We start from the raw sequence: 19453 nt of genomic DNA on the forward strand, positions 1-19453 counted from the left end.
GTGCGCGACAAACCTACGGAGCGGTACACCGCGGCGTGGCTGTCGCGCACAGGGTGCGCTCCCACAGACAAGCMCGCGTGGCAAAGGGAAGCGGGACGACGAAAGCCGATGCGCAGCGAGGCCCCGCTTTAAGTCCTCAGCGATTCGGGCGCGTTGCGCAGCGCATTGAGGTACGCGCTGTGTACCCTCGGAGGTTGTCCCATAAGGACGCGCCTCGAGCGTTCGGGCTTATCTCAACACGATGCTGCGGGCGTTATCAGGCCATTTTCTTTGGGTTACTTTCGACGCGAAGCTAGTCCCGAGGGCTCTCTTGGGCCAGCAAAAGAAAAGTGATTCGAGCGGCGGCAGCCGATCGAAACGCCCGCCGCGCAGGCGGCACCCTGGCGTCAACGCAACAACTAAGCACCGGGGCTCTGGATGACCAGCCATGCGGCGCTTGAAAAGCCCTTCCGGCCTGCGCCGGGATGACAAGCCAAGGTCCGGCCTCCGCCGGGATGTCGCGCAAAAAAAAAACGACCTCGCCCACCGAGACGCCAAGCAGAAACCAAATCTGCGCCCAGCATCAAGATCAACACCAGCCGCACAACGATGCCAAACAAGAAAGGGCCGCCACGCGGCCCCCTCAAGCCCCACCTTACTTCGCCGCCTTCCCCTTCGGCGTCACCGTCAACGCCAACGCCTCGACATAAGTGACGACCATCATGTCGCCTACTTTCAGCTTGTTCAGTTGCGCCTGGCGCTCCGGATCCTTCACCTCGATCGTGCGGCTCTTGCCGTCCGGACCGGCCACGGTGATGGTGTGGTGCTTGAGGTCTACCGCGGTCAGCCTGCTCGTCACCGTGACGCTCTGACTTGCCTTGGCGCCCGGCTCGCTGCCCTTGGGTGCAGAAGACTGGCCTGCCGAATAGTCCACGCCTGGCTGGGCGCTGTCTGCGGACATCACCTGCAAAGCTACCGCGGCCTGATAGTGCGCTGTCACCTGATCGCCGGCCTTGAGCTTGTCGAGGTTCTGCACATCGGGGCCAGCCTGCACTGTGACTTCCTTGCCCTTGGGACCCTTCAAGGTGACCAGCCGCTTTTCCTGATCGACGGATACGACGGTTGCCGTGATCGTCTTGTCCTCGCGACCCAGCTCGTGCACCGTTGAATTGACCGCAGACTCGGAGGCAGCCTGTTGTGCCGTCGCAAACATGGGCGCGGACATCGCCATCGCCGCGGCCAGCACACATGCCGTGGAATGCTGGAATGTCTTCATGAGCTTGTCTCCTTTGGGTGTCGATCGCCGTTTGGCGGTTGGTGCGTTGGAAGGCGGACGCCAGGCGCCGGCCAGTTTCCTGGAGGGCCCGCGTGACGGTGTTTCACGTCGGCGTGATGGGCGTCCCCTCGCCCGATCATGTTCGGTCAGGACGTCGCGGCCCACGAGCGTAAAACCACCCAAGAGTGCTAGGTACTTTTACGGCTCGTGCGAACCCCATGGGGCGTGACAGGGCCGCCGGTGGGGAGCAAGCTTGCCGGCATGCATCGCGGCGAGTCACGCGATCTGGCCATCCATACTTGCGGAGTCATCGCTCATGTCCGTTGCCGAACCGCTCGACACCGTCCTTATCACCGGCGCCTCCACCGGCATTGGCGCCACGTATGCCGACCGTTTCGCCCAGCGCGGCCACCCGCTGGTGCTGGTGGCGCGCCGGGTGGAGCGTCTGGAAGCACTCGCAACGCGACTTTCCCGTGAATATCACGTGAAAGTGGACGTTTTGGCGGCCGACCTGACCTCGCAATCCGAACTCGCCAAGGTCGAACAGCGCCTGCGCGATGATGCGGCCATCGGCATCCTGGTGAACAACGCAGGCCGCAGCGGCGGATCGGTACTCGCGCAGACCTCGCCCGACGACGTGCAGGCCATGATCGCGCTCAACATCACGGCGCCCTCGCGGCTGGTCGCTGCCCTGCTCCCGCGACTGGTCACGCGCGGCCAGGGCAGCATCATCAATATCGCGTCGGCTCTGGCCATTGCGCCCGAGCTCTTCGGCGGCGCCTATGCGGCGAGCAAGAGCTATGTGCTGACTTACACCCTCGCGCTGCACAAGGAGGTGGCCGAGCGCGGCATCCGCGTGCAGTGCGTATTGCCCGGCGTGACGCGCACCGAGATCTGGACCCAGGCGGGCCTCGATGCCATCCCCGCGCACATGATCATGGAAGTCGACGAAATGGTGGACGCCGCGCTTTCTGGTTATGACCAGGGCGAAGTGGTGACGATTCCTTCGCTGCCCGACATCGAAGCATGGAACCGCTACGACGAGGCGCGCCGCCGGATGGCTCCGGAGCTGTCGCGCGACGTGGCGGCCGATCGCTATAAGAGCGATATCCCCGAAGACGCCTGAACTGAGAACGCCGGCTACGCCATTGCACGCGTGCAGGCTTATAGTGTGCTCGACCGCACCGCGCATTGGTGCGATCCACGCGGGCCTCTTACCCGCATGCCTTGCGTAGAGTCATGGGAGAACGACCATGCGATATACGTTACTGGCAGACAGCAGGGACGGCATGCTTCTGCTTGCCCGCCTTCTGCTGATGGTTCTGTTTGTTATCTTCGGATGGAACAAGATCGAGGGCTTTTCCGCGACCGTCGCTTATATGGGTTCCGTTGGCGTCCCGATGCCAGCGGCCACGGCCGGCATCGCGGTGATCATGGAGTTCGTCGTGGGACTGGCCATCGTGGTGGGCTTCTACACGCGGCCGCTGGCCTTGCTGTTGGGCCTTTATACCTTGGCTGCCGCGGTGATCGGCCACCAGTTCTGGCATATGGTCGATCCAGAACGCGTCGGCACGATGATCAATTTCTACAAGAACGTGAGCATTGCCGGCGGACTGCTGTTGCTGGTGATTGCCGGCCCCGGGAGGTACTCGCTGGACAAGCGATAAGGCGGTTCCACCGACCCTGGCGCGACGGTGCGCGCCAGGTGGCAGCTGGCCCGATCAATGGAAGACGGGCGTGTTGTCGCCGCCCAGGCTTTGCAGCAGTTCGTGCGCTTCGCGCGAACGCGGGGCCACGGCCACCAGGCGCTCGGCGTACTCCCGGGCCTTGTCCGCATGGCCCGCATCTCGCTCCGCACCGGCCAGCGCAAACAGCAGCGACGCATCGTAGGGTGACGTGCGCAGGCTTGCTTCCCATAGCGTGCGCGCCTGCTCGTTCTTGCCTGCGGAATTCAACGCCACGCCATAGACGTAAGCGAAGCGCGCATTGTCCGGTTCGGCGCGATGGGCACGCTCGAGCCATGGCATGGCCTCTTTCGTCTCGTTCTGCCGAATCAACGACAAGCCCTTGGCGTGCAGCAGGTTGGCGTTGCCTGGCACGGCGCGCAAACCGTCGTCGATCACACCTTCCGCCTGCGCCTCATGGCCACTGTTTCGATACATGTCGGCGAGATTCACGTAGGCCGGCACAAAGTCCGGCTGCAGCTTGAGCGCCTGGCGGAATGCCTGTTCCGCAGCCGCCGTGTCGCCTCGCTCAACATAGACCACGCCAAGGTTGTAGTGCGACTCCGGACGATCGGCAATCGCCGCCTGCGCCTGTTGATACGCGGTGAAGGCACGATCGCGTGCGCCACGCTGGGTGACATCGAGTTGCTCGTCCGGCACGCCGGCCAGCACGCGGCCCGCTTTCACGCGCACATCGAGTACTGCGTCGTCGGCCAGCGGCGCCGCCAGTGGTCCGCGCACTTGGGTGGGAAATGCCAGCAAGGCATCGAGTGCGGCGGCACGCATCAGCGGATCGGCGTCGGCCAGTGCGGACTGGATCGCCGGCAACGCATCGGGACTGGCGTAACGACGAAGCTCGTTGACCGCCGTGGCGCGCGCGATCACCGGCGAGCTGGCATCGGCGGCCAGCGTGGTCAGCAGGGATGACGCACCCGGCTTGCCGCGACGCGCGGCATCCAGCGCCTCGACGAAATGCTGGTAGCCATTGCGCTCGGGGCCATGCGCCCTGGCGATGGCATCGGCCGCCCACTGCGCACCTTTGTCGGCGTGACAGTTGGCGCAGGCGTTGGGCACGCCGTATTGCACGGTGAGATCCGGACGCGGCACGCGGATGGAATGATCCGGACGCGCATTGATCACCATGTAATTCTTCGACGGCATATGGCAGGCCACGCACTGCGAACCCGCGTTGCCTTCCTTATGCATGTGGTGTGCCGCGGTGTCGTATACCGCTGGGGTATGGCAGCTCTCGCACAAGGCGTTGCCCTGTGCACGGGTCTTGCCGGTATGCGGATCGTGGCAGTCGCTGCAGGTCACGCCCTTGGCGTACATGCGGCTCTGCAGGAAGGAGGCGTACACATACACCTCGTCCAATTGCTGACCGTCGGCGTGATAGCGGCCTTCGGCCAGCAGCACGGGATCGTGCGTGTCCATCAGCCGACCGGTGGGCGCGGTGTCCTTGGCGATGATGCTGCGTCGCGAATGGCAGACTGCGCAGGTATCCACCTCGCGATGCGTCGCCAGTGGCGCGCTGCGCGCCGGGTTGCCGCTGGCAGGATTGGGAATCCAGCGCACGCCCTTGCGCTCGTCGAGCGCGATGGTGAGGCCCATCGACGGATCGGCCTGCTGCGCAGCCTGGGTTGCCTTCGACCATTCCATATGACGCGAGCCTGGACCATGGCAGGCTTCGCAGGCGACGTTGATCTCGTTCCAGCTCGTCTTGAAGGTGTTGCTCGCCAAGTCGTAGTTGCGCTGCACATGGGTGGAATGGCAGTCGGCGCACATGTAGTTCCAGTTCTGGTTCAGGCGCGTCCAGTGCAGCGTGTCGTGCGCGTCGATATGCTCGCCGGGATACAGATTGAACCAGCGCTGCCCGCCTTCGGCTGCCGGACGCGCGTCCCATGACGCGCGCAGCGCCTGCAGACGGCCATCGGGAAACGCGACGAGATACTGCTGCAACGGATAGACGCCGAAGGTGTACTTCACTTCGAACTCGCCGGGCTTGCCGTCGGGACCGTCCGTCTTGACGGTATACGTGCTGCCTCGCTTGGAGAAACTGGCGACGGCGCCGTCTTGCTTCAGCGCACCTTCGAAATGACCTTCGACGGTCTGCTCATTGGCCACCTGCATGGCCAGCGCGTGATGCGATGACTGCCAGGCCTGGGTCTCTTTCGCATGGCATGAAGCACACGCTTGCGTGCCCACATAGTGCGCGGGCGGCAACGCGGCGGCAGGTGGTGTTGGCGCCGAGGCGACGGAGGCCACGGGCGTGGTGGCCACACCAGGTGCCGGCACGCGCAGCCACCAGATGCCCAGCACCACCAGCACCAGCAAGGCCACGCCGAGCGGAAGCCACCAGAGCCCGCGACGCTCTTCGGTCGACGGGGGCGCGCTTGCGGGTGCGGCGGGACGCGCGGACGCGCTCTTGCCAGAGCGCTTGCCGTGGCTCTTCCTGGAACGCCCCATGCCCTCTCCCCAAGCCTCTACGAGTGTATGCGCCGCTTCCCGTGGCGCTGTGTTTCAACAGCCGCGCGGGCATGGTAACGGGTATCTGCGATGACGCCGTGAATGCGCGCCGCGCTTCACGCGGCGGGATTGAGCGGCGGCAACGCCGACTGTTGTCGCCAGCGCCAGCGACTGCGCTTCCACTGGCGCCTTGCGGCGGCAAGCCCATCGACCAGTACGTTGGCGGACCATGGCGAACTGTTGCCGCCATAGAGGGAATCCTGCAGCGCGTTCCACTGATCGCGCAGCGCGGCATCGCCATGGCGCGACACCCAGGCGTCGATGCTGGCGGGTGCGCCATCGTCCGCGGCCCGTCGTACCCATGCATCGATGGCCTGCGATAGCACGGCCGCTGAAGTCTCGCTGCGTCGACGGCGAACGGCGCGGAATGCGACGGCTTCACGATGGCGCCAGCGGAAACGCGCATCTTTCCAGCGCTGCCATTGACTCACGCACCAGGCGCGGAAATACCAGGCGAGTCCCGCCAGCACGGCAAGCATCAAGATCGCCAGTCCTGCATCGCTGGAGAACCAGCCGATCAGCCGTGGCATGAAACCACGCTGCGGTAACGCAAATCGCGGCTTGTTCGCCGCTCCCCACCATGCATGGAAATGCACAGCGGGCACGGTGCTCTCGCGCCATTCGCGCGTGCGGCTGTCCATCCAGCGCACGCTGATCGGCGGCAGGGTATAGCGACCACGGTGATCGATCACGTAGCTGGCTGCATCCACGCGGGTGCCACCGACGAAACCGCCGTGGTTGTCCACCGCATCGCGCACCACCGGCGAGGCCGGGTACAAGGTCAAACCATCCACCGGTGCGAACTTGCTGGGCGGCAGCATCATCGCCGGCGCGCCTTCGGCGGATATCTCGATGCGACGCGTCAGTGTGTCGCCGACATGCAGCCTGCTATTGTCCGGCGTAATGGTCTGGGTGATCTTCAGCGAACGGGCGATCAGCGCCTCGGTGACGCCGGCCGGCAGCACCAGCGCCCGCACCTCCAGCGACAGGGGCTGGGTCTGCACGGCAACAGGCGTGCGTTGGGCGCCGAGATGGGCGGTGATCTCGAACGACGGAATGTCGATCGGCCCCGACATCAGGGGCGTGATCAGATACGTGCGTGAAACGCCGGACCACGACTGACCGTCCACCGTCTCCACCAGGTGTCCCGGTGTCTCAGCCGACAGCGACAGATAAGCGCCGTCGACGTGCAGCTCCGGCAGCACGGGTGCATCGATGAAGAAATCGGAGGTCAGCACGTCAACCACGATGCGGGCTGTCTCGCCCTGCATCAGCGTACCCGCCGGCTCCTGGTGCACGCGCACCCGCACTGGCGGCGTTGCGGGTGGTGCCACGGGTTCGTCGGCATAAGCGAGCACGACGCACAGATACAGCAGGCATGCCATCAGCCATTTCATGGTGGCGTTCCCGCTGTGCTGCTGGCGGGCGCGGGTGCCGGTTGGCCCTCTTCGATGCTGAACTTGGTGCGCAGGAAATCCGCAGGCGACACGCCCAGGTTGCGCATCCACACATCGGCGGGCAGCTGCGAGGGACGCTTGCCCGTCACCTGCATCTTGCCCTTGCCCTTGGCGCCCTCCTTGTCCTGCTTGACCTGGTCGGGGCGACTTTCGTCGTCCTCGTCCTCGGCCGGCACGCTCTCCCGCTGCTTCATCAGCGTGACCATCAGGCGCAGATTGGCTTCGGCGTCCGGGAAGGGATGACGCAGGCGCAGCGCTTCGTCGTAGGCTTCCTTGGCTTCCTCGTATTCGAACTGGTGGGCATAGCTGTTGCCGGTCATGAACTTAGCGTCCGCACCAGGCAAGGTTTCGAAGATCTTGCGTGCATCGTCCCAGCGGCCATGCTGGTACAACGCCCAGCCCTTCCAGGTGGGATCCTGAAAATGCCGGGCCGCCTTTTCAAAATCGCGATGCTCGTAGTACCAGCGGCCTTGCTGATCTGGGGTGAAGAACCAGTCGGCCACATGCCAGTCCGCCGCCATCGCGGATGATGGATGCATGGCCAGCCCGGCAACGCCGAGCACGAACACCCAGCGCACCATCCAGCCGCGCCGGAACCAGAACAGCGCGATCAGCACCAGCGGGTAGCACAGGAAGTAGCCATACTCCTTCCAGTGCACCGACGATTTGTCCTTGACGATCTGCAGGTGATGGACGGCCTCGCGCTGCACCCATTGCATGTCTTCGCCACCTGAGGTGATGCTGGCCAGTGGAACATGCGCTTGCGCGGAGAGCCGCTGCAGCGCGCCGTCATCAAGTTTGGCGTTGAGGGGTGTGCCATCCGATCCGGTCTGGATCTGGCCATTGGCCCCGCGCAATGGGCCGCCCTCGGTGGTGCCCACCGCCAGCATCAACACCTGCTGTCGCGAGTGCTGCCGATGCGCCACGAACGCCGGGATCTGTGCATCGTCGAACCCGCTGGTGAAGAACACGATGGTACCCGGGTCGCTTTCCGCGTTGAGCAGCTTGTCGGCCAGCGCGAGTGCGGCGCCTGCGTTGAGTCCCTTGCCGGCTGGCAGCAGGTCGGTGCTCAGCGCCGAAAGGAACATTTCCATCAATGCCGCATCGTCGGTCGGCGGCAACACCATATGCGCCGAACTGGTGTAGACGATCAGGCCGGTGCGGCCGCCCACGCGCAGGGCCATCAGGTCGCGCACTTTCTGCTTGGCGCGCTCCAGCCGCGTGGGCGAGACATCCATCGCGTTCATCGCCGCGGAGAGATCCATTGCCACGACGAGCGGCGCGCGGTCCTCCGCAAACGGCGGCGATTCCAGTTCCCACGTGGGGCCGGCGCAGGCAATGCTGCCCAGCACGAGCACAGCGCAGACCAGGTGAATGGGACGGGGACGCCAGCGCTCGCTGTCGCCGACCACCAGATGCGCCAGCAGGTGCGGCGCGATCATGCCTTTCCAGCGTTGCAGCGGGTCGTTGCGACGGCCCCACCACCACAGCAGCAACGGCCCTGCCGGCAGCAACAGCAGCCACAGCGGTCGGATGAAATGAAAACCCTGTTCCATCTCAGCTCTCCGACGTACCGGGCGACAGCCGGGACACGTCGCGGCGGCGTGCCAGCGGCGCCAACACGCCAAGCATCACCAGGTGATAGGCGATCATCAACAGCAGCGCCGCGCCCAGGGGAACGTAGTAGAGCCTGACCTTCGGCCGGTAGACCGAATGCTTCACCTTGCTGGGTGTCACGCGATCGAGCAGTGCATAGATGCCGGCCAGCTGTTCGCGGTTTTCGCCGCGGAAGGTGCGCCCGCCCGTGGCGCTGGCAATGCGCTTGAGTGCGTCCAGGTCGACGCGGTTTTCGCCTTTGGCCATCGGATCGCCGATGCCTATGGTATGGATCACGATATGGCCGGCCTTGGCGATCTCAGCGGCCTTGTCCGCGGGAATGCGGCCCGCCGTATCGTTGCCATCCGTCAGCAGGATCAGCACGCGCTCGCGTTGCTGGGAATGTTCGGTCATCTTCACGGCCACGCCGATGGCGTCGCCAATGGCCGTCTGTTCGCCCGCCATGCCCACGCGCAGCTCGTCGAGCAACTCGCGCACGGCCACATGGTCGAGCGACAACGGCGCCTGCGGAAACGCGTTGGTGCCGAACACGATCAGGCCGATGCGATCGGTCGTGCGATGGGCGATGAAATCATCGACCACGCCCTTCACGGCGCTCAAGCGATCGATGCGCTGCCCTTGTGGATCCAGGAAATCGGGCGTGGCCATGGAGCCGGACAGATCGATCGCCAGCAGCAGGTCGCGCGCCGATTCAGTGCGTTCGATCGGCGGCTCCAGATGCTGCGGTCCGGCCAGGGCCAGCACGACCAACGCCCAGCACAATGGCGCCAGCACGCGGCGCAGCCAGTTGCCACGCAATACGACGGCACCACGCGCGGGCGTTTGACCTGTAGCCTTGGTCAATTCGTCGAAGAACGGCACGCGCACAGCGCGCGTGCGTTCGCCGTACGGCGGCAACAGCCACCACACCAGCAGCGGCAGAGGCAACACCAGCAGCAGCCAGGGGTGCTCAAGCTGCCACATGGTCGTCGATCCAGTGGCGCAGCAGTGCCATCAAGGCAGCGAGTTCGTCCTTGCCGAGCTCACGCGGCCCGTAAGCGAGTGCATCGAGCTGACGCCCCGGCCCTTGCACGAATCCACCCCGGGGATAGGTCCGATCGAGATAACGTAGCCACGCTTCGCCCGTCAGCGGCGCCACCTCTTGCCGTGGCGCCCACGACAGCACCGTGCGCTTGACCAGCACGGGCAGCGCGGCCAGTGCCTCATGGCGCGTGGCCGCATCGTTCGCTGCGCGCTCGATGGCGTCCAGCTCGACCTGCGCTTCGCGCCGATAGCGATTGCGCCGCCACCTGCGCCAGCGAAAGAACGCGTACAGCAGCAAGCCGAGCACGATCAGGCCGCCGACTACCCACCATCCGGCGGTCTGCGGTGCGTAGGACACCGGCGGCGGCGCCGGAATATCCTTGAGATCCGCAATCGATGCCATCGGCTTGTCGGGAAGCAATAGCACCACCTACCTCCCGCGCAGGGCGAAGCGCCCAAGCATGCGCGCCACCTGCAGGAGCGTGGGCTGTTCGGTATCGATGGCCAGCATGGGCACGCCGCAACGCTGCACCAGTTCGACGGTTTCCTGCAGGCGCCGGTCGAACATGACGCCCAGCGGCTCGCGAACCGTCTTGCGGTCGAAATCCAGCTCCACTTGCAGCTCGCCCTCGGTGACGACGATCTTGCCCCGATCCGGTAGAGCGCGGGCGGATGGATCGAACACCAGGGCGGCGACAACGTCGTTGTGCGTGGCCAGCTCACGGATCAGCTGCAGAGTCTCTTCGTCCGCCCCCAGGAAATCGCTGACGATGAAGACCAGGTAATCGTGCGTCGCCAGATGCAGTGCGGCACGCAGCGCGGCATCCAGTTGCCCGGGATTGATGCGCACCGGATCATCCGCGCGCAAGGCCTGGTTGCTGCGCGCCAACGCGCCAAGCATCGCAAGCACGCGCGATCGGCTGCGATGGGCGCGGATGCTTTGGATATGGTTGTCATCGAACACTACCGCGCCGGCACGGTCGCCAGCCTGGAACGACATCCACGCGCCCAGTGCCGCCAACTCCGCCGCCACCACCGATTTCATCGCGCGGCGCGTGCCGTAGAACATCGAGATGCGCTGGTCCACCACGAACAGCGCGGGTCGATCCCGTTCCTCCGTGTACGAGCGCACCAGGGCATGACCCACGCGCGAGGACGCCTTCCAGTCCAGGTGGCGAAGATCATCGCCCGGCACGTAGGCTCGGATCTCCTCGAAATTGAGGCCGCGTCCGCGCAGGCGCGATGCATGTCGTCCCGCAAGAATGCTGTGATGCGGGCGGTGCGGCGTGGCTCGCAGGCGGCGCGCATCGTATTCCATCCGCGCCAGGTACGAAGGCGTGACGTAGACCGTACCAATGTCGCTGTCCGATACCGCTGCCATCGCACCGATCTCCCGCTCAGGCCGGCACGGCCACCAGCTCCAGAATCTTGTCGATCACCTGATCGGCATGGATGCCTTCGGCGCTGGCGTCGTAGGAAAGCATCAGGCGATGGCGCAGCACGGGATGCACCATCGCACGCACATCATCGGGCGTGACATGGTCGCGCCCTTCCAGCCATGCATGCACGCGCGAGGTGCGTTCCAGCGCAATGCCGCCGCGTGGACTGGAGCCGATCTGGATCCAGGTGGCCAGGGTCTTGTCGTAGTTGGCCGGATGGCGCGTGGCGTCGACCAGGGCCATGATGTATTGCTCGATCGCCGGCGCCACATGCATGGCATGGATCTCGCCACGCGCTTCGAACACGCTGGCTGGTGCGATACGCGAGTCCTGCCCTGCACCCGCACCATGGGACGCCCCCACCTCCTCGCTGCGCACCAGTTCGAGCACGCTGATCTCACTGTCCTTGTCCGGATAGTCGACCAGCACCTTCATCAGGAAGCGATCGAGCTGCGCCTCGGGCAATGGATACGTGCCTTCCTGCTCGATCGGGTTTTGCGTGGCCATCACGATGAACAGGTCCGGCATCTTGTGCGTAGTGCCGGCGACGGTGATCTGCCGCTCCTCCATCGCCTCGAGCAGTGCGGCCTGCACTTTGGCTGGCGCACGGTTGATCTCGTCGGCAAGAATGACGTTGCCGAAGATCGGGCCCGGCTGAAACTGGAATACGTTCTGGCCGTCCTTCTGGTGCAGCACTTCGGTACCGGTGATGTCCGAAGGCAGCAGATCAGGCGTGAACTGGATGCGGCGCATCTGGGTATCGAGGTTCTTGGCCATGCTCTTCACCGCACGCGTCTTGGCCAGGCCAGGCAGGCTTTCGAGCAGCAGATGACCATTGGCCAGCAGCCCCACGATCATCTGACGGATCAGCTCGCGCTGCCCGATGATGGAGGTCTCCATCTGCGCCTGCAGCGTCGCAACGGCCTCTTTCGCATTCATGTCCACTCGCTCTCCGTCGCCCACCGCATCACGGTCCGCCGCCAGCGATCCAGCGGTAATAGGGGTTCTGGCCGTCCGCCTGCATGACCAGACCGAGGGCTTCTGACCAATGGTCGCGATCGCCCTGATACGCAGCCAACCCTGACGCGTAGAAAGTGAACAGCACGTCGCGTTGCGTGCGCATGGCATTGATCAGTTGGTCGTCGGCCCCGTGCAGCGGCGGCTCGGTGCGCAGCGTCACCAGTTCCGGCAGTACGCGGACGATTTCGTTGCGCCGCAGCCATGTCCCGTATTCGATGCTCGGACGGTCGTCGGTCACCGCGGGAGTATCGCCGGCGTAGCGCTCCAGGCCGGCCCGATCGGTGACCCACGTCGCCAGCAGCGCAGCGGGCGTAGCCACGCCAACGTCGCCAAGCGATTGGGCCACAGACGGTTGGTTGAAGCGCTGCGCGATGCGTGCCGCATCCAGTTCGATCGGCTCGTTGGACCCAACCAGCAGCATTTCGTGAAGCTCGGTGGTCCACAGCGTGGCGTGCGGGAAGGCATCGAGGAAGGCACGTACCATGGCGCGCGAATCCTCGTCGTTCTGCGTGGCGATGGGCCACCATTGCGCCAGGATGCCGCCCGGCGCGAGACGCCGCGATGCCAGCTGATAGAAATCGCGCGAATACAGGTTCACCACGCCGGCGGCCGAAGGCGGCGGCGGCTCCAGCGTGATCACGTCATAGGTCTGCGGGTTGGCCAGCAGTTCGCGGCGCCCATCGCGCAGACGGATATCGAGACCCGGGTCGCTGCCCGCCTGGTAATTGCCCTTGAACTGCGCTGCGGCATGGACCACCGCAGGCAGAAGTTCGGCGCAAACGCGCGTGGTGAGGCCGGGATACTGCGACAGTGCGCCCGCCGTGATACCGGTGCCGAAACCAATCACCAGCGCCGAATGCGGCTCACCGCGATGGATGATCAGCGGCAACAAGGCCTGCAGGCGCATATAGCGCCGGGAGGGCAGCGTGTCACCCGAGTTGGACACGCCATGGATATAGAGTCGATGGAAGCGGCTGTCGCCCTGCCCCTGTGCCAGTACTGCCACCGTGCCGCCACGGCTCTCCTGATAATAGGTGAGCTCGCCCCCGCGTACCTGCGCCAACAACGTGGCGAGCTTTTGTGGCGGCGTCAGTATCGCGATCACCAACGTGCAGGCGCCCACGGCGAGCACGATCCAGCGCGATCGATCGCGCGATGTGGAACCCGCGAACACTGCAGTCACGCCCACCACCGCCGCCGCGATGGCAAGCAAGGCCAGTGAACGCACCAGTCCAAACGTCGGCACCAGCACGAAGCCCGCCAGTGCGGTGCCGGCAATGCCGCCCAGTGTGTTCACGGCCACTGCGAAACCCACACCTCGGCCACTGCGTCCCGGTTGCGCGTATAGCCGCAGCACCGCCGGAAACGCGGCGCCAAGGAGCAGCGTCGGCAGCAGCACGACCACGATGGCGGCCACGACAAATCGCGCGCACATCGCAGCGAGGCGACTGCCGGTGAGGCTCGTCATCACATTGGCCGCCTGGCTCTGCAGCGCCGGCAACCACTCGCCCAGCACGCTGACCTGCAGTAAAGCCACGAGGCCCGCCAGCGCGATAAGCGCGCCGAAGACGAACCATCCGTTGCGTACGCGATCGGCGAAACGCGCGTGGATCGCACTGCCCAGCATCAATCCGAACAGATAGACGGCCAGCATCATGGCGAACGCGAAGGCGCGCGTGGTCATGAACTGCACGACGGTCTGCGACCAGATCACTTCGTAACCCAGCGCGATGCCGCCGGCGATGGCATAGAGCGTTAGCGCGAGGCGCGCGGAACGACTGGACGCCACCGGCGCTTCCTTGCTGTCCGGCGGTACGAAGGCATGACGACGATCCAGCATCCACGCCACGGCAGCAGCAATCGCGTTGACGGCGGCCGCAGCCAGCGCCGTTCCTTGCACGCCAAGCGCTGGAAGCAATACAAACGGCGCGGCCAGCACGCCGGTAATGGCCCCTGCGGTGTTCGCCGCGTAGAGCCGCCCGCCCGTGCCGGCCACGCTGTCGCTGGCGCTGGCGCGTACCAGCACAGGCAGCGTGCCTCCCATCGCCACCGCAGGTGCGCCCACGAGCACGAAGGGAAGCAGCCAGGCGAGCCAACCGACCCGTTGCTCCCACTGCGCGAAGAGCTCGGCACTGTGCGGCAGCAGCAGGGTCGCCCCCACCCCAAGCACACCGACTGCCACTTCAAGCCATGCATAAAGACGCAAGGGATGAGAGAGCCCGTCGGCGGTACGTCCCCACCACGCACCACCGATGGCCAGTCCCGCGAAGAAGGCGCTCACGGCAATGGTGACGGCATAGACCTCCACGCCCACCACCAGCGAGAGCTGCTTGATCCACAGCAATTGATAGACCAGCGACGCGGCGCCCGAGCCGAACAACAGGGCGGCCGACCAGTGCGCTGTGGCGGCGTTGACGGGCAGCGCCACAAAGGCATGTTTTCCAACGCGTGGCGGCTTCATGGCGGGCATGGATCTCGCGCGGGACGGTATGTCATTTGAGTATACGGACCAGGCGCGCTGCGTAGAGCTACTTAAGTAACCGCGGGCAAGCGCGCCTTGCGCACCGTCACATCGAAGACAAAGTCTGCCAAAACGCAGACTGCCCGCACGGATGCGGGCAGCCTGCCTTTGACTTAGGACAAGTGGCGTTGATGCCACCTCTCGCCGGTCATTACTTGCCCTGCTTCTGCAGTTCCATCTTCAGCTGCTGGACCGCCTTGTCGATGGTGAACGAATCAGGCGACTGGCTCGGCGGATAGTCCTTGAACGTTGCCAGGAAACGCGCGGCGCGCAGGTTGGCTTCCACCGTGACGTAGGCGTTTTCAGTCTCCCAACGGTAGTAACCGGTGGTCGGACCAATATCGGCACGCTCGTACGGATCCATGCGCAGGTTGTAGAGCTTGGGCAAACGCAGGCAGGTGAACGGCTCCATCCAGATCTGCAGGCCACCGGGTGCGCGCTGTTCGCAGAACACGGCCTTCCAAGCATCCGGCGTGACGGCGCCGGGCTCCAGCGGATCCCATCGCACCGCCACGAGCTCCGCATCGTCGTCGAAATAGAAGAACTCATCGCGCGGTCTGGTGTTGTTCTGCCCTGTCAGATACGGCAGGAAGTTGTAGCCATCCAGATGCACTTTGAACGACTTGCCACCGATGCTCAGGCCCTTGGCCAACTTGTTCACGATGTCGCCTTCGCCGGCCGCCGCCACAAGGGTCGGGAACCAGTCCAGGCCAGACATCAGCGCATTGCTCACCGTATTGGGACGGATATGACCCGGCCAGCGAACCATGGCGGGTACGCGGAAGGCACCTTCCCAGTTCGAATCCTTCTCGCTGCGGAATGGCGTATTGGCTGCATCCGGCCAGGTGAAGAAGTTCGGACCGTTGTCGGTGGTGAAGACCACGATGGTGTTCTTGGTGATGCCGGCGTCGTCGAGTGTCTTGAGCAGCTTGCCGACATTCTGGTCCATCTCCCACATGCCATCGGCGTACTCATGACCCTTGCCCAGGCCAGCCTTGCCGATGTACTCCGGACGCACGTGGGTAAAGATGTGCATGCGCGTGAAGTTCATCCAGACGAAAAACGGTTGCTTGGCCTGAGCCTGCTTCTGGATGTAGCCGATCGCTGCGCCCGTCGTCTCGTCGTCGATGGTTTCCATGCGCTTGACGGTGAGCGGACCGGTGTCCTGGATCTTGCCATCCGAGAAGGTGTGCATCACACCGCGCGGGTTGTAGACCTTCAGGAAGTTCGGATCATTCGATGGCCAGTACGGACGCTCGGGCTCTTCTTCGGCATTGAGGTGGTAGAGGTTGCCGAGGTATTCGTCGAAGCCATGCCTGGTCGGCAGAAATTCATCGCGGTCGCCCAGATGGTTCTTGCCAAACTGCGCCGTGGCATAGCCTTGACCCTTCAGCGCCTGAGCAATGGTGACATCGCGGTCCTGCAGACCGGCCTTGGCGCCGGGCATGCCGACCTTCGATAGACCCGTCCGCAATACCGTCTGACCGGTGAGGAAGGTCGAGCGGCCCGCCGTACAACTGTTCTCGGCGTAATAGTCGGTGAAGATCATGCCTTCGCGGGCGATGCGGTCGATGTTGGGCGTGCGATAGCCCACCAGGCCCATCGAATACGCGCTGATGTTCGACTGCCCTACGTCATCGCCGAAAATCACCAGGATATTGGGCTTGCCGTTGTCCGACTGATTCTGCTGCTGGTCCTGGGCCGGCGGCTGTGCCTTGGCCGTGAGCGGTTGAATGGTCACGGCAGCCACGACGAGCAATGCCGTCGCGACCACCGTGGTGATCGATGTCAACAATCTGCTGCGCTGCCACGGGCGAAACATGGGAACCTCCTCATGTGCTTCACGACTGCGCAAGGCAGCCAACGGTGACACATCGTTCATGCCGCAACGGCGCCCAATGCCCTGCGCCGTCTCTTGCGCTACTGCTTTTCAGCGGGGTAGATAACTTTCCAATCGTTCTTCATGTCCACCACGGTCCAGTGCCTGGCCGTGGCTTCATCCAGTGCTTTGTCGAGCTTGCCGATCTTCGACTGGCGGTCGTACGACCACTCGCGCGCCGCATCGGTGTGATGGACCAGGCCCGCAAAGCGCGCACCATCGCCCGAGGCCGTCCACTCGAGCATCTGCTGGTCGCCGTCGGAGTTGCCGAAGGCGAAGATGGGTTTGACGCCGAGCGAGCGCTGGATGCCGACAGGTTTGCCGGGGCCGTCGTCGATCAGCGCCACCTTGGGCAGCTTGATCAGCACAGGCTTGCCGTTCTGCATCTCGTACTTCAGTTCGCCCTGGCTGCCGATGATCTGTTCCGGCGGAATGCCGTACACCGCCGGAACCCAGGCGCGCATGAAATCCTGTCCGCCGCCGGACACGATGTACGTCTTGAAGCCGTTGTCGCGCAGGTAGTGCAGCAACTCGAGCATCGGCTGGTACACCATCTCGGTGAACACCCTATGCGTCTTCGGATGCCGGGCCGTGGACACCCATTGGTTCACGTTGCGCGCGAACTCATCGGTGGTCATGCCCGAATGCGTGGCCGCCACCAGTTCGAGTATGCCCTTCTCACCCGATGCCGCGAGACCCTTCATGTCGCCCGCGAGCGCGGACTTGAATGGCTCGGTGGTCTTCCATTCCGGGTGTTGCGGCGACAGAGCCTTGACCTGGTCCAGCGCAAAGAAGAATTCAAAGTAGGCCGGTTGCTCCGCCCACAAGGTGCCGTCGTTGTCGAACACCGCGATGCGTTTTGCCGGCTCCACGAAATCGGGCGTACCGTCGGTGGTGACTTTCTTGACGAAGCTCTCGATCTGCTGCCTGGTCGCGCCATCGTTCCACGAAGGCAAGGGATCCTGCGCGGCCATGCAGGCGTTGGTCCAAGCCATGGCGACGAGCAGACAGAGTGCCGCCCAGCGACAGGCAAGCGTCCTGCGTGCCGGCGTCCCGCCGGCGCGGACTAGATCGTGCATTCGAATTACTCCCGACATATCCGATCCTTCGCTGTATCAAGCGGCCGCCGTGCAAGCTGGCAGCTGAGATCCGTGATGGGCGCAGCCTAGGCTGGGCGCCCCGGCGCAGAGGCAGCGCGCCAGCCATCACGGTCGCGAATTTGGAGGGGTCTGACAATCCGAGAGACTACGTACGTGGTGTACGTAAAATTACTCGGCACGTCCCTTGTGCTGTATCGCGCGGCGTTCGCTGTCGAGGAGACTCGGGACGCAAGAAGATGCTCGCGAGGTCGCGCCGACCCGCGACGAATAAGTCCTGGGCTGACCCGTGCTGTCCAGGTCGCCGCTCTTGTCTGCGTCGGTGTCGCAGGCCCTTACGCCTGAGGCTCGACGTCCGGCAACTTCCAGAGCTTGTCGAAGAACGCCTTCTCCGGCCCGTAGAAGCGAAACAGCAATTCGAAGGGACGCGCGGGATCGGTAGGAACCCAGTTGGCCTCCTTCCCGCCCGGCGCCCTGGGGCCGAAATAGATATCGACCGATCCATCGGCATTGGTTTGCAGGCCCGGCGTATTCGAACCGCGGCTGGCCCAGCGCATATTGCGGATAAGTGCGTGCTTTTCGCCGTCGTACGCCGTCACCGACCAATAGAGTTTGACAGGCACCTTGGCCGGCACATGCAGGCGGTAGTTTTTCCCGCCTTCCATGCGTTTGCCCTGGGCATCCTTGATCGCCAGCAGATAGAACTGCCCGGCGCCCAGATGTTTGGTGCTGAAATACGCCATGGAGTAAATCACGGCGCGGCCATCGATCGGATAGCTATCGGGGTTGCTGAAGGTGGTCATCATCCCTGCCAGCGTGTCCTGCGCGGCGGGCAACGCCCAATGGGTGTTGTCGAAGAACGGCGGGACGAACGCCTGCTCGTATCCCAGATCGATCGCCGCCTTCGCCTCCAGCGCAGCTGCATCGAAGGCCTGCCTGGTCTCGGTGGAAGGGTTGAACGACTTGCCCTTCTCGATGCCCAGCGACTTGAGCATGTCGATCATCGCCTTGTCGCGTGTGATCCAGGGCTCGGCCTGCACGAAGCGATTCAATGCCTCGAAGAATCGACTGTCATAAGGGATGGTGGCATCGAACGGTTTGTCGTACACATCCACGAACCTGGTCTCGGCGCCGCCAGCCTTGTTGGCCGTCGACAGCGGATAGAACTTGACGCGCCTGCCGTACGTCACAGCCTTGTCGATATCGGCGTCGCTGCCGCTCTTGAGGTTGGAGCGCAGGATGGCAAAACCGCGATAGGTGTCGGACGGCATCGGAATATAGCCCGCCGGTACCTTGTCCTTGTACCCCGGCGGAAGGATCAGATACTTGCCGCCTTTGCCTTTGTCGACACCGGCCGGGCCCACATCTTCCAGCGCGTTTTGCCAACTGTCGTCCACGCTACCCGTAATGGTTGCGCCCTCCTCGGCCGGAGGGATCTCCATCACGACAGGGCCGTTCCTGGTGTCGTAGAACGGCATGAAATAAATAGTGTCGGGATTGGGCGTGAGCGTCTGGTCTTTCCAGTTGACCGGCCGCGACCAATAGGCGACCTGGTTCCCACCGCCCTGCAGCTTCTCGAACGCATCCTGCATCAACTGATAGTTGACTGCCGGCATGCCCCAGATCACCGCCTCAGCCGCCCGCCGGGCAATCGTGCGTTGCTGGATATCCTTGGGGCTTGACGCTTGTGCCGCGAGAGCAGTGCTCCACGTCGCCGCCGACGCAAGAGCCAGACTGGTCACCATCGCGGTCGACAGCAGGAGCGCTTTCATGGCCTCAATCCTCGTCATCCAACGAGTGGTGCTTGCACCAGTTTGAGACAAGCCGCCCGGATCATGCCTCCGTAGTTCTACCTAATCAGGGCCGGGAGGAAGCGATTGACTGCGGCCATGCGC

At 64.2% G+C, this 19453-nt stretch carries 14 protein-coding genes; 2 read left to right on the top strand and 12 right to left on the bottom strand.

Annotated features, from left to right (window positions below):
- Positions 1 to 634: 634 nt before the first annotated feature.
- The gene (locus AC1DE1_RS11930) at positions 635 to 1255 is read right to left on the bottom strand and encodes a hypothetical protein (RefSeq protein ID WP_441605283.1); all 621 of its coding nucleotides are present in this window, start codon (positions 1253 to 1255) and stop codon (positions 635 to 637) included.
- A gap of 316 nt (positions 1256 to 1571) precedes the next feature.
- Between AC1DE1_RS11930 and AC1DE1_RS11935 the strand changes: the two genes are divergently transcribed.
- On the top strand, positions 1572 to 2381 hold the full coding sequence (locus AC1DE1_RS11935) for an SDR family NAD(P)-dependent oxidoreductase (protein WP_477176696.1): 810 nt from the start codon (positions 1572 to 1574) through the stop codon (positions 2379 to 2381).
- Positions 2382 to 2544: 163 nt separating this feature from the next.
- Positions 2545 to 2922 carry a DoxX family protein gene (locus AC1DE1_RS11940; RefSeq protein WP_441605281.1) on the top strand — a complete coding sequence of 126 codons (378 nt, stop codon included), beginning with the start codon at positions 2545 to 2547 and terminating at the stop codon, positions 2920 to 2922.
- 54 nt (positions 2923 to 2976) lie between these two features.
- Here AC1DE1_RS11940 and AC1DE1_RS11945 read toward each other — a convergent pair whose 3' ends face one another.
- The 11 genes from AC1DE1_RS11945 to AC1DE1_RS11995 form a co-directional block, all read right to left on the bottom strand.
- On the bottom strand, positions 2977 to 5445 hold the full coding sequence (locus AC1DE1_RS11945) for a tetratricopeptide repeat protein (protein WP_477176695.1): 2469 nt from the start codon (positions 5443 to 5445) through the stop codon (positions 2977 to 2979).
- Between the two features lie 116 nt (positions 5446 to 5561).
- A complete protein-coding gene (locus AC1DE1_RS11950; RefSeq protein WP_477176694.1) occupies positions 5562 to 6902 on the bottom strand; it encodes a BatD family protein in 1341 nt (446 codons plus the stop codon).
- Positions 6899 to 8518: a VWA domain-containing protein gene (locus tag AC1DE1_RS11955; RefSeq protein ID WP_477176693.1), complete on the bottom strand. Its 1620-nt coding sequence runs from the start codon at positions 8516 to 8518 to the stop codon at positions 6899 to 6901. The genes AC1DE1_RS11950 and AC1DE1_RS11955 overlap by 4 nt, the downstream gene beginning before the upstream one ends.
- A 1-nt stretch (position 8519) precedes the next feature.
- Positions 8520 to 9542: a vWA domain-containing protein gene (locus tag AC1DE1_RS11960; RefSeq protein WP_477176692.1), complete on the bottom strand. Its 1023-nt coding sequence runs from the start codon at positions 9540 to 9542 to the stop codon at positions 8520 to 8522.
- On the bottom strand, positions 9529 to 10029 hold the full coding sequence (locus AC1DE1_RS11965) for a DUF4381 domain-containing protein (protein WP_441605276.1): 501 nt from the start codon (positions 10027 to 10029) through the stop codon (positions 9529 to 9531). The genes AC1DE1_RS11960 and AC1DE1_RS11965 overlap by 14 nt, the downstream gene beginning before the upstream one ends.
- Positions 10030 to 10032: 3 nt before the next feature.
- The gene (locus tag AC1DE1_RS11970) at positions 10033 to 10983 is read right to left on the bottom strand and encodes a DUF58 domain-containing protein (protein WP_477176691.1); all 951 of its coding nucleotides are present in this window, start codon (positions 10981 to 10983) and stop codon (positions 10033 to 10035) included.
- Positions 10984 to 10999: 16 nt separating this feature from the next.
- A complete protein-coding gene (locus AC1DE1_RS11975; protein WP_477176690.1) occupies positions 11000 to 11980 on the bottom strand; it encodes an AAA family ATPase in 981 nt (326 codons plus the stop codon).
- A 28-nt stretch (positions 11981 to 12008) separates the two neighbouring features.
- Positions 12009 to 14522 (bottom strand): spermidine synthase, encoded by a 2514-nt coding sequence (locus AC1DE1_RS11980; protein WP_477178430.1) that lies wholly within the window; start codon positions 14520 to 14522, stop codon positions 12009 to 12011.
- A gap of 211 nt (positions 14523 to 14733) precedes the next feature.
- On the bottom strand, positions 14734 to 16404 hold the full coding sequence (locus AC1DE1_RS11985) for an arylsulfatase (RefSeq protein ID WP_477178431.1): 1671 nt from the start codon (positions 16402 to 16404) through the stop codon (positions 14734 to 14736).
- Positions 16405 to 16502: 98 nt separating this feature from the next.
- A complete protein-coding gene (locus AC1DE1_RS11990) occupies positions 16503 to 17540 on the bottom strand; it encodes an HAD family hydrolase (RefSeq protein ID WP_441605271.1) in 1038 nt (345 codons plus the stop codon).
- 353 nt (positions 17541 to 17893) lie between these two features.
- Positions 17894 to 19330: a DUF1254 domain-containing protein gene (locus tag AC1DE1_RS11995; protein WP_477176687.1), complete on the bottom strand. Its 1437-nt coding sequence runs from the start codon at positions 19328 to 19330 to the stop codon at positions 17894 to 17896.
- Positions 19331 to 19453 lie beyond the last annotated feature (123 nt).

The organism is Dyella sp. 05T440, assembly GCF_056395965.1.

What these genes read in the sequence shown, in the direction of transcription:
- AC1DE1_RS11995 (WP_477176687.1), bottom strand. Translation starts at nt 19,330, where the DNA reads ATGAAAGCGCTCCTGCTGTCGACCGCGATGGTGACCAGTCTGGCTCTT.
- AC1DE1_RS11950 (WP_477176694.1), bottom strand. Translation starts at nt 6,902, where the DNA reads ATGAAATGGCTGATGGCATGCCTGCTGTATCTGTGCGTCGTGCTCGCT.
- AC1DE1_RS11945 (WP_477176695.1), bottom strand. Translation starts at nt 5,445, where the DNA reads ATGGGGCGTTCCAGGAAGAGCCACGGCAAGCGCTCTGGCAAGAGCGCG.
- AC1DE1_RS11940 (WP_441605281.1), top strand. Translation starts at nt 2,545, where the DNA reads ATGCTTCTGCTTGCCCGCCTTCTGCTGATGGTTCTGTTTGTTATCTTC.
- AC1DE1_RS11970 (WP_477176691.1), bottom strand. Translation starts at nt 10,983, where the DNA reads ATGGCAGCGGTATCGGACAGCGACATTGGTACGGTCTACGTCACGCCT.
- AC1DE1_RS11990 (WP_441605271.1), bottom strand. Translation starts at nt 17,540, where the DNA reads ATGCACGATCTAGTCCGCGCCGGCGGGACGCCGGCACGCAGGACGCTT.
- AC1DE1_RS11935 (WP_477176696.1), top strand. Translation starts at nt 1,572, where the DNA reads ATGTCCGTTGCCGAACCGCTCGACACCGTCCTTATCACCGGCGCCTCC.
- AC1DE1_RS11975 (WP_477176690.1), bottom strand. Translation starts at nt 11,980, where the DNA reads ATGAATGCGAAAGAGGCCGTTGCGACGCTGCAGGCGCAGATGGAGACC.
- AC1DE1_RS11955 (WP_477176693.1), bottom strand. Translation starts at nt 8,518, where the DNA reads ATGGAACAGGGTTTTCATTTCATCCGACCGCTGTGGCTGCTGTTGCTG.
- AC1DE1_RS11980 (WP_477178430.1), bottom strand. Translation starts at nt 14,522, where the DNA reads ATGAAGCCGCCACGCGTTGGAAAACATGCCTTTGTGGCGCTGCCCGTC.
- AC1DE1_RS11985 (WP_477178431.1), bottom strand. Translation starts at nt 16,404, where the DNA reads ATGTTTCGCCCGTGGCAGCGCAGCAGATTGTTGACATCGATCACCACG.
- AC1DE1_RS11960 (WP_477176692.1), bottom strand. Translation starts at nt 9,542, where the DNA reads ATGTGGCAGCTTGAGCACCCCTGGCTGCTGCTGGTGTTGCCTCTGCCG.
- AC1DE1_RS11930 (WP_441605283.1), bottom strand. Translation starts at nt 1,255, where the DNA reads ATGAAGACATTCCAGCATTCCACGGCATGTGTGCTGGCCGCGGCGATG.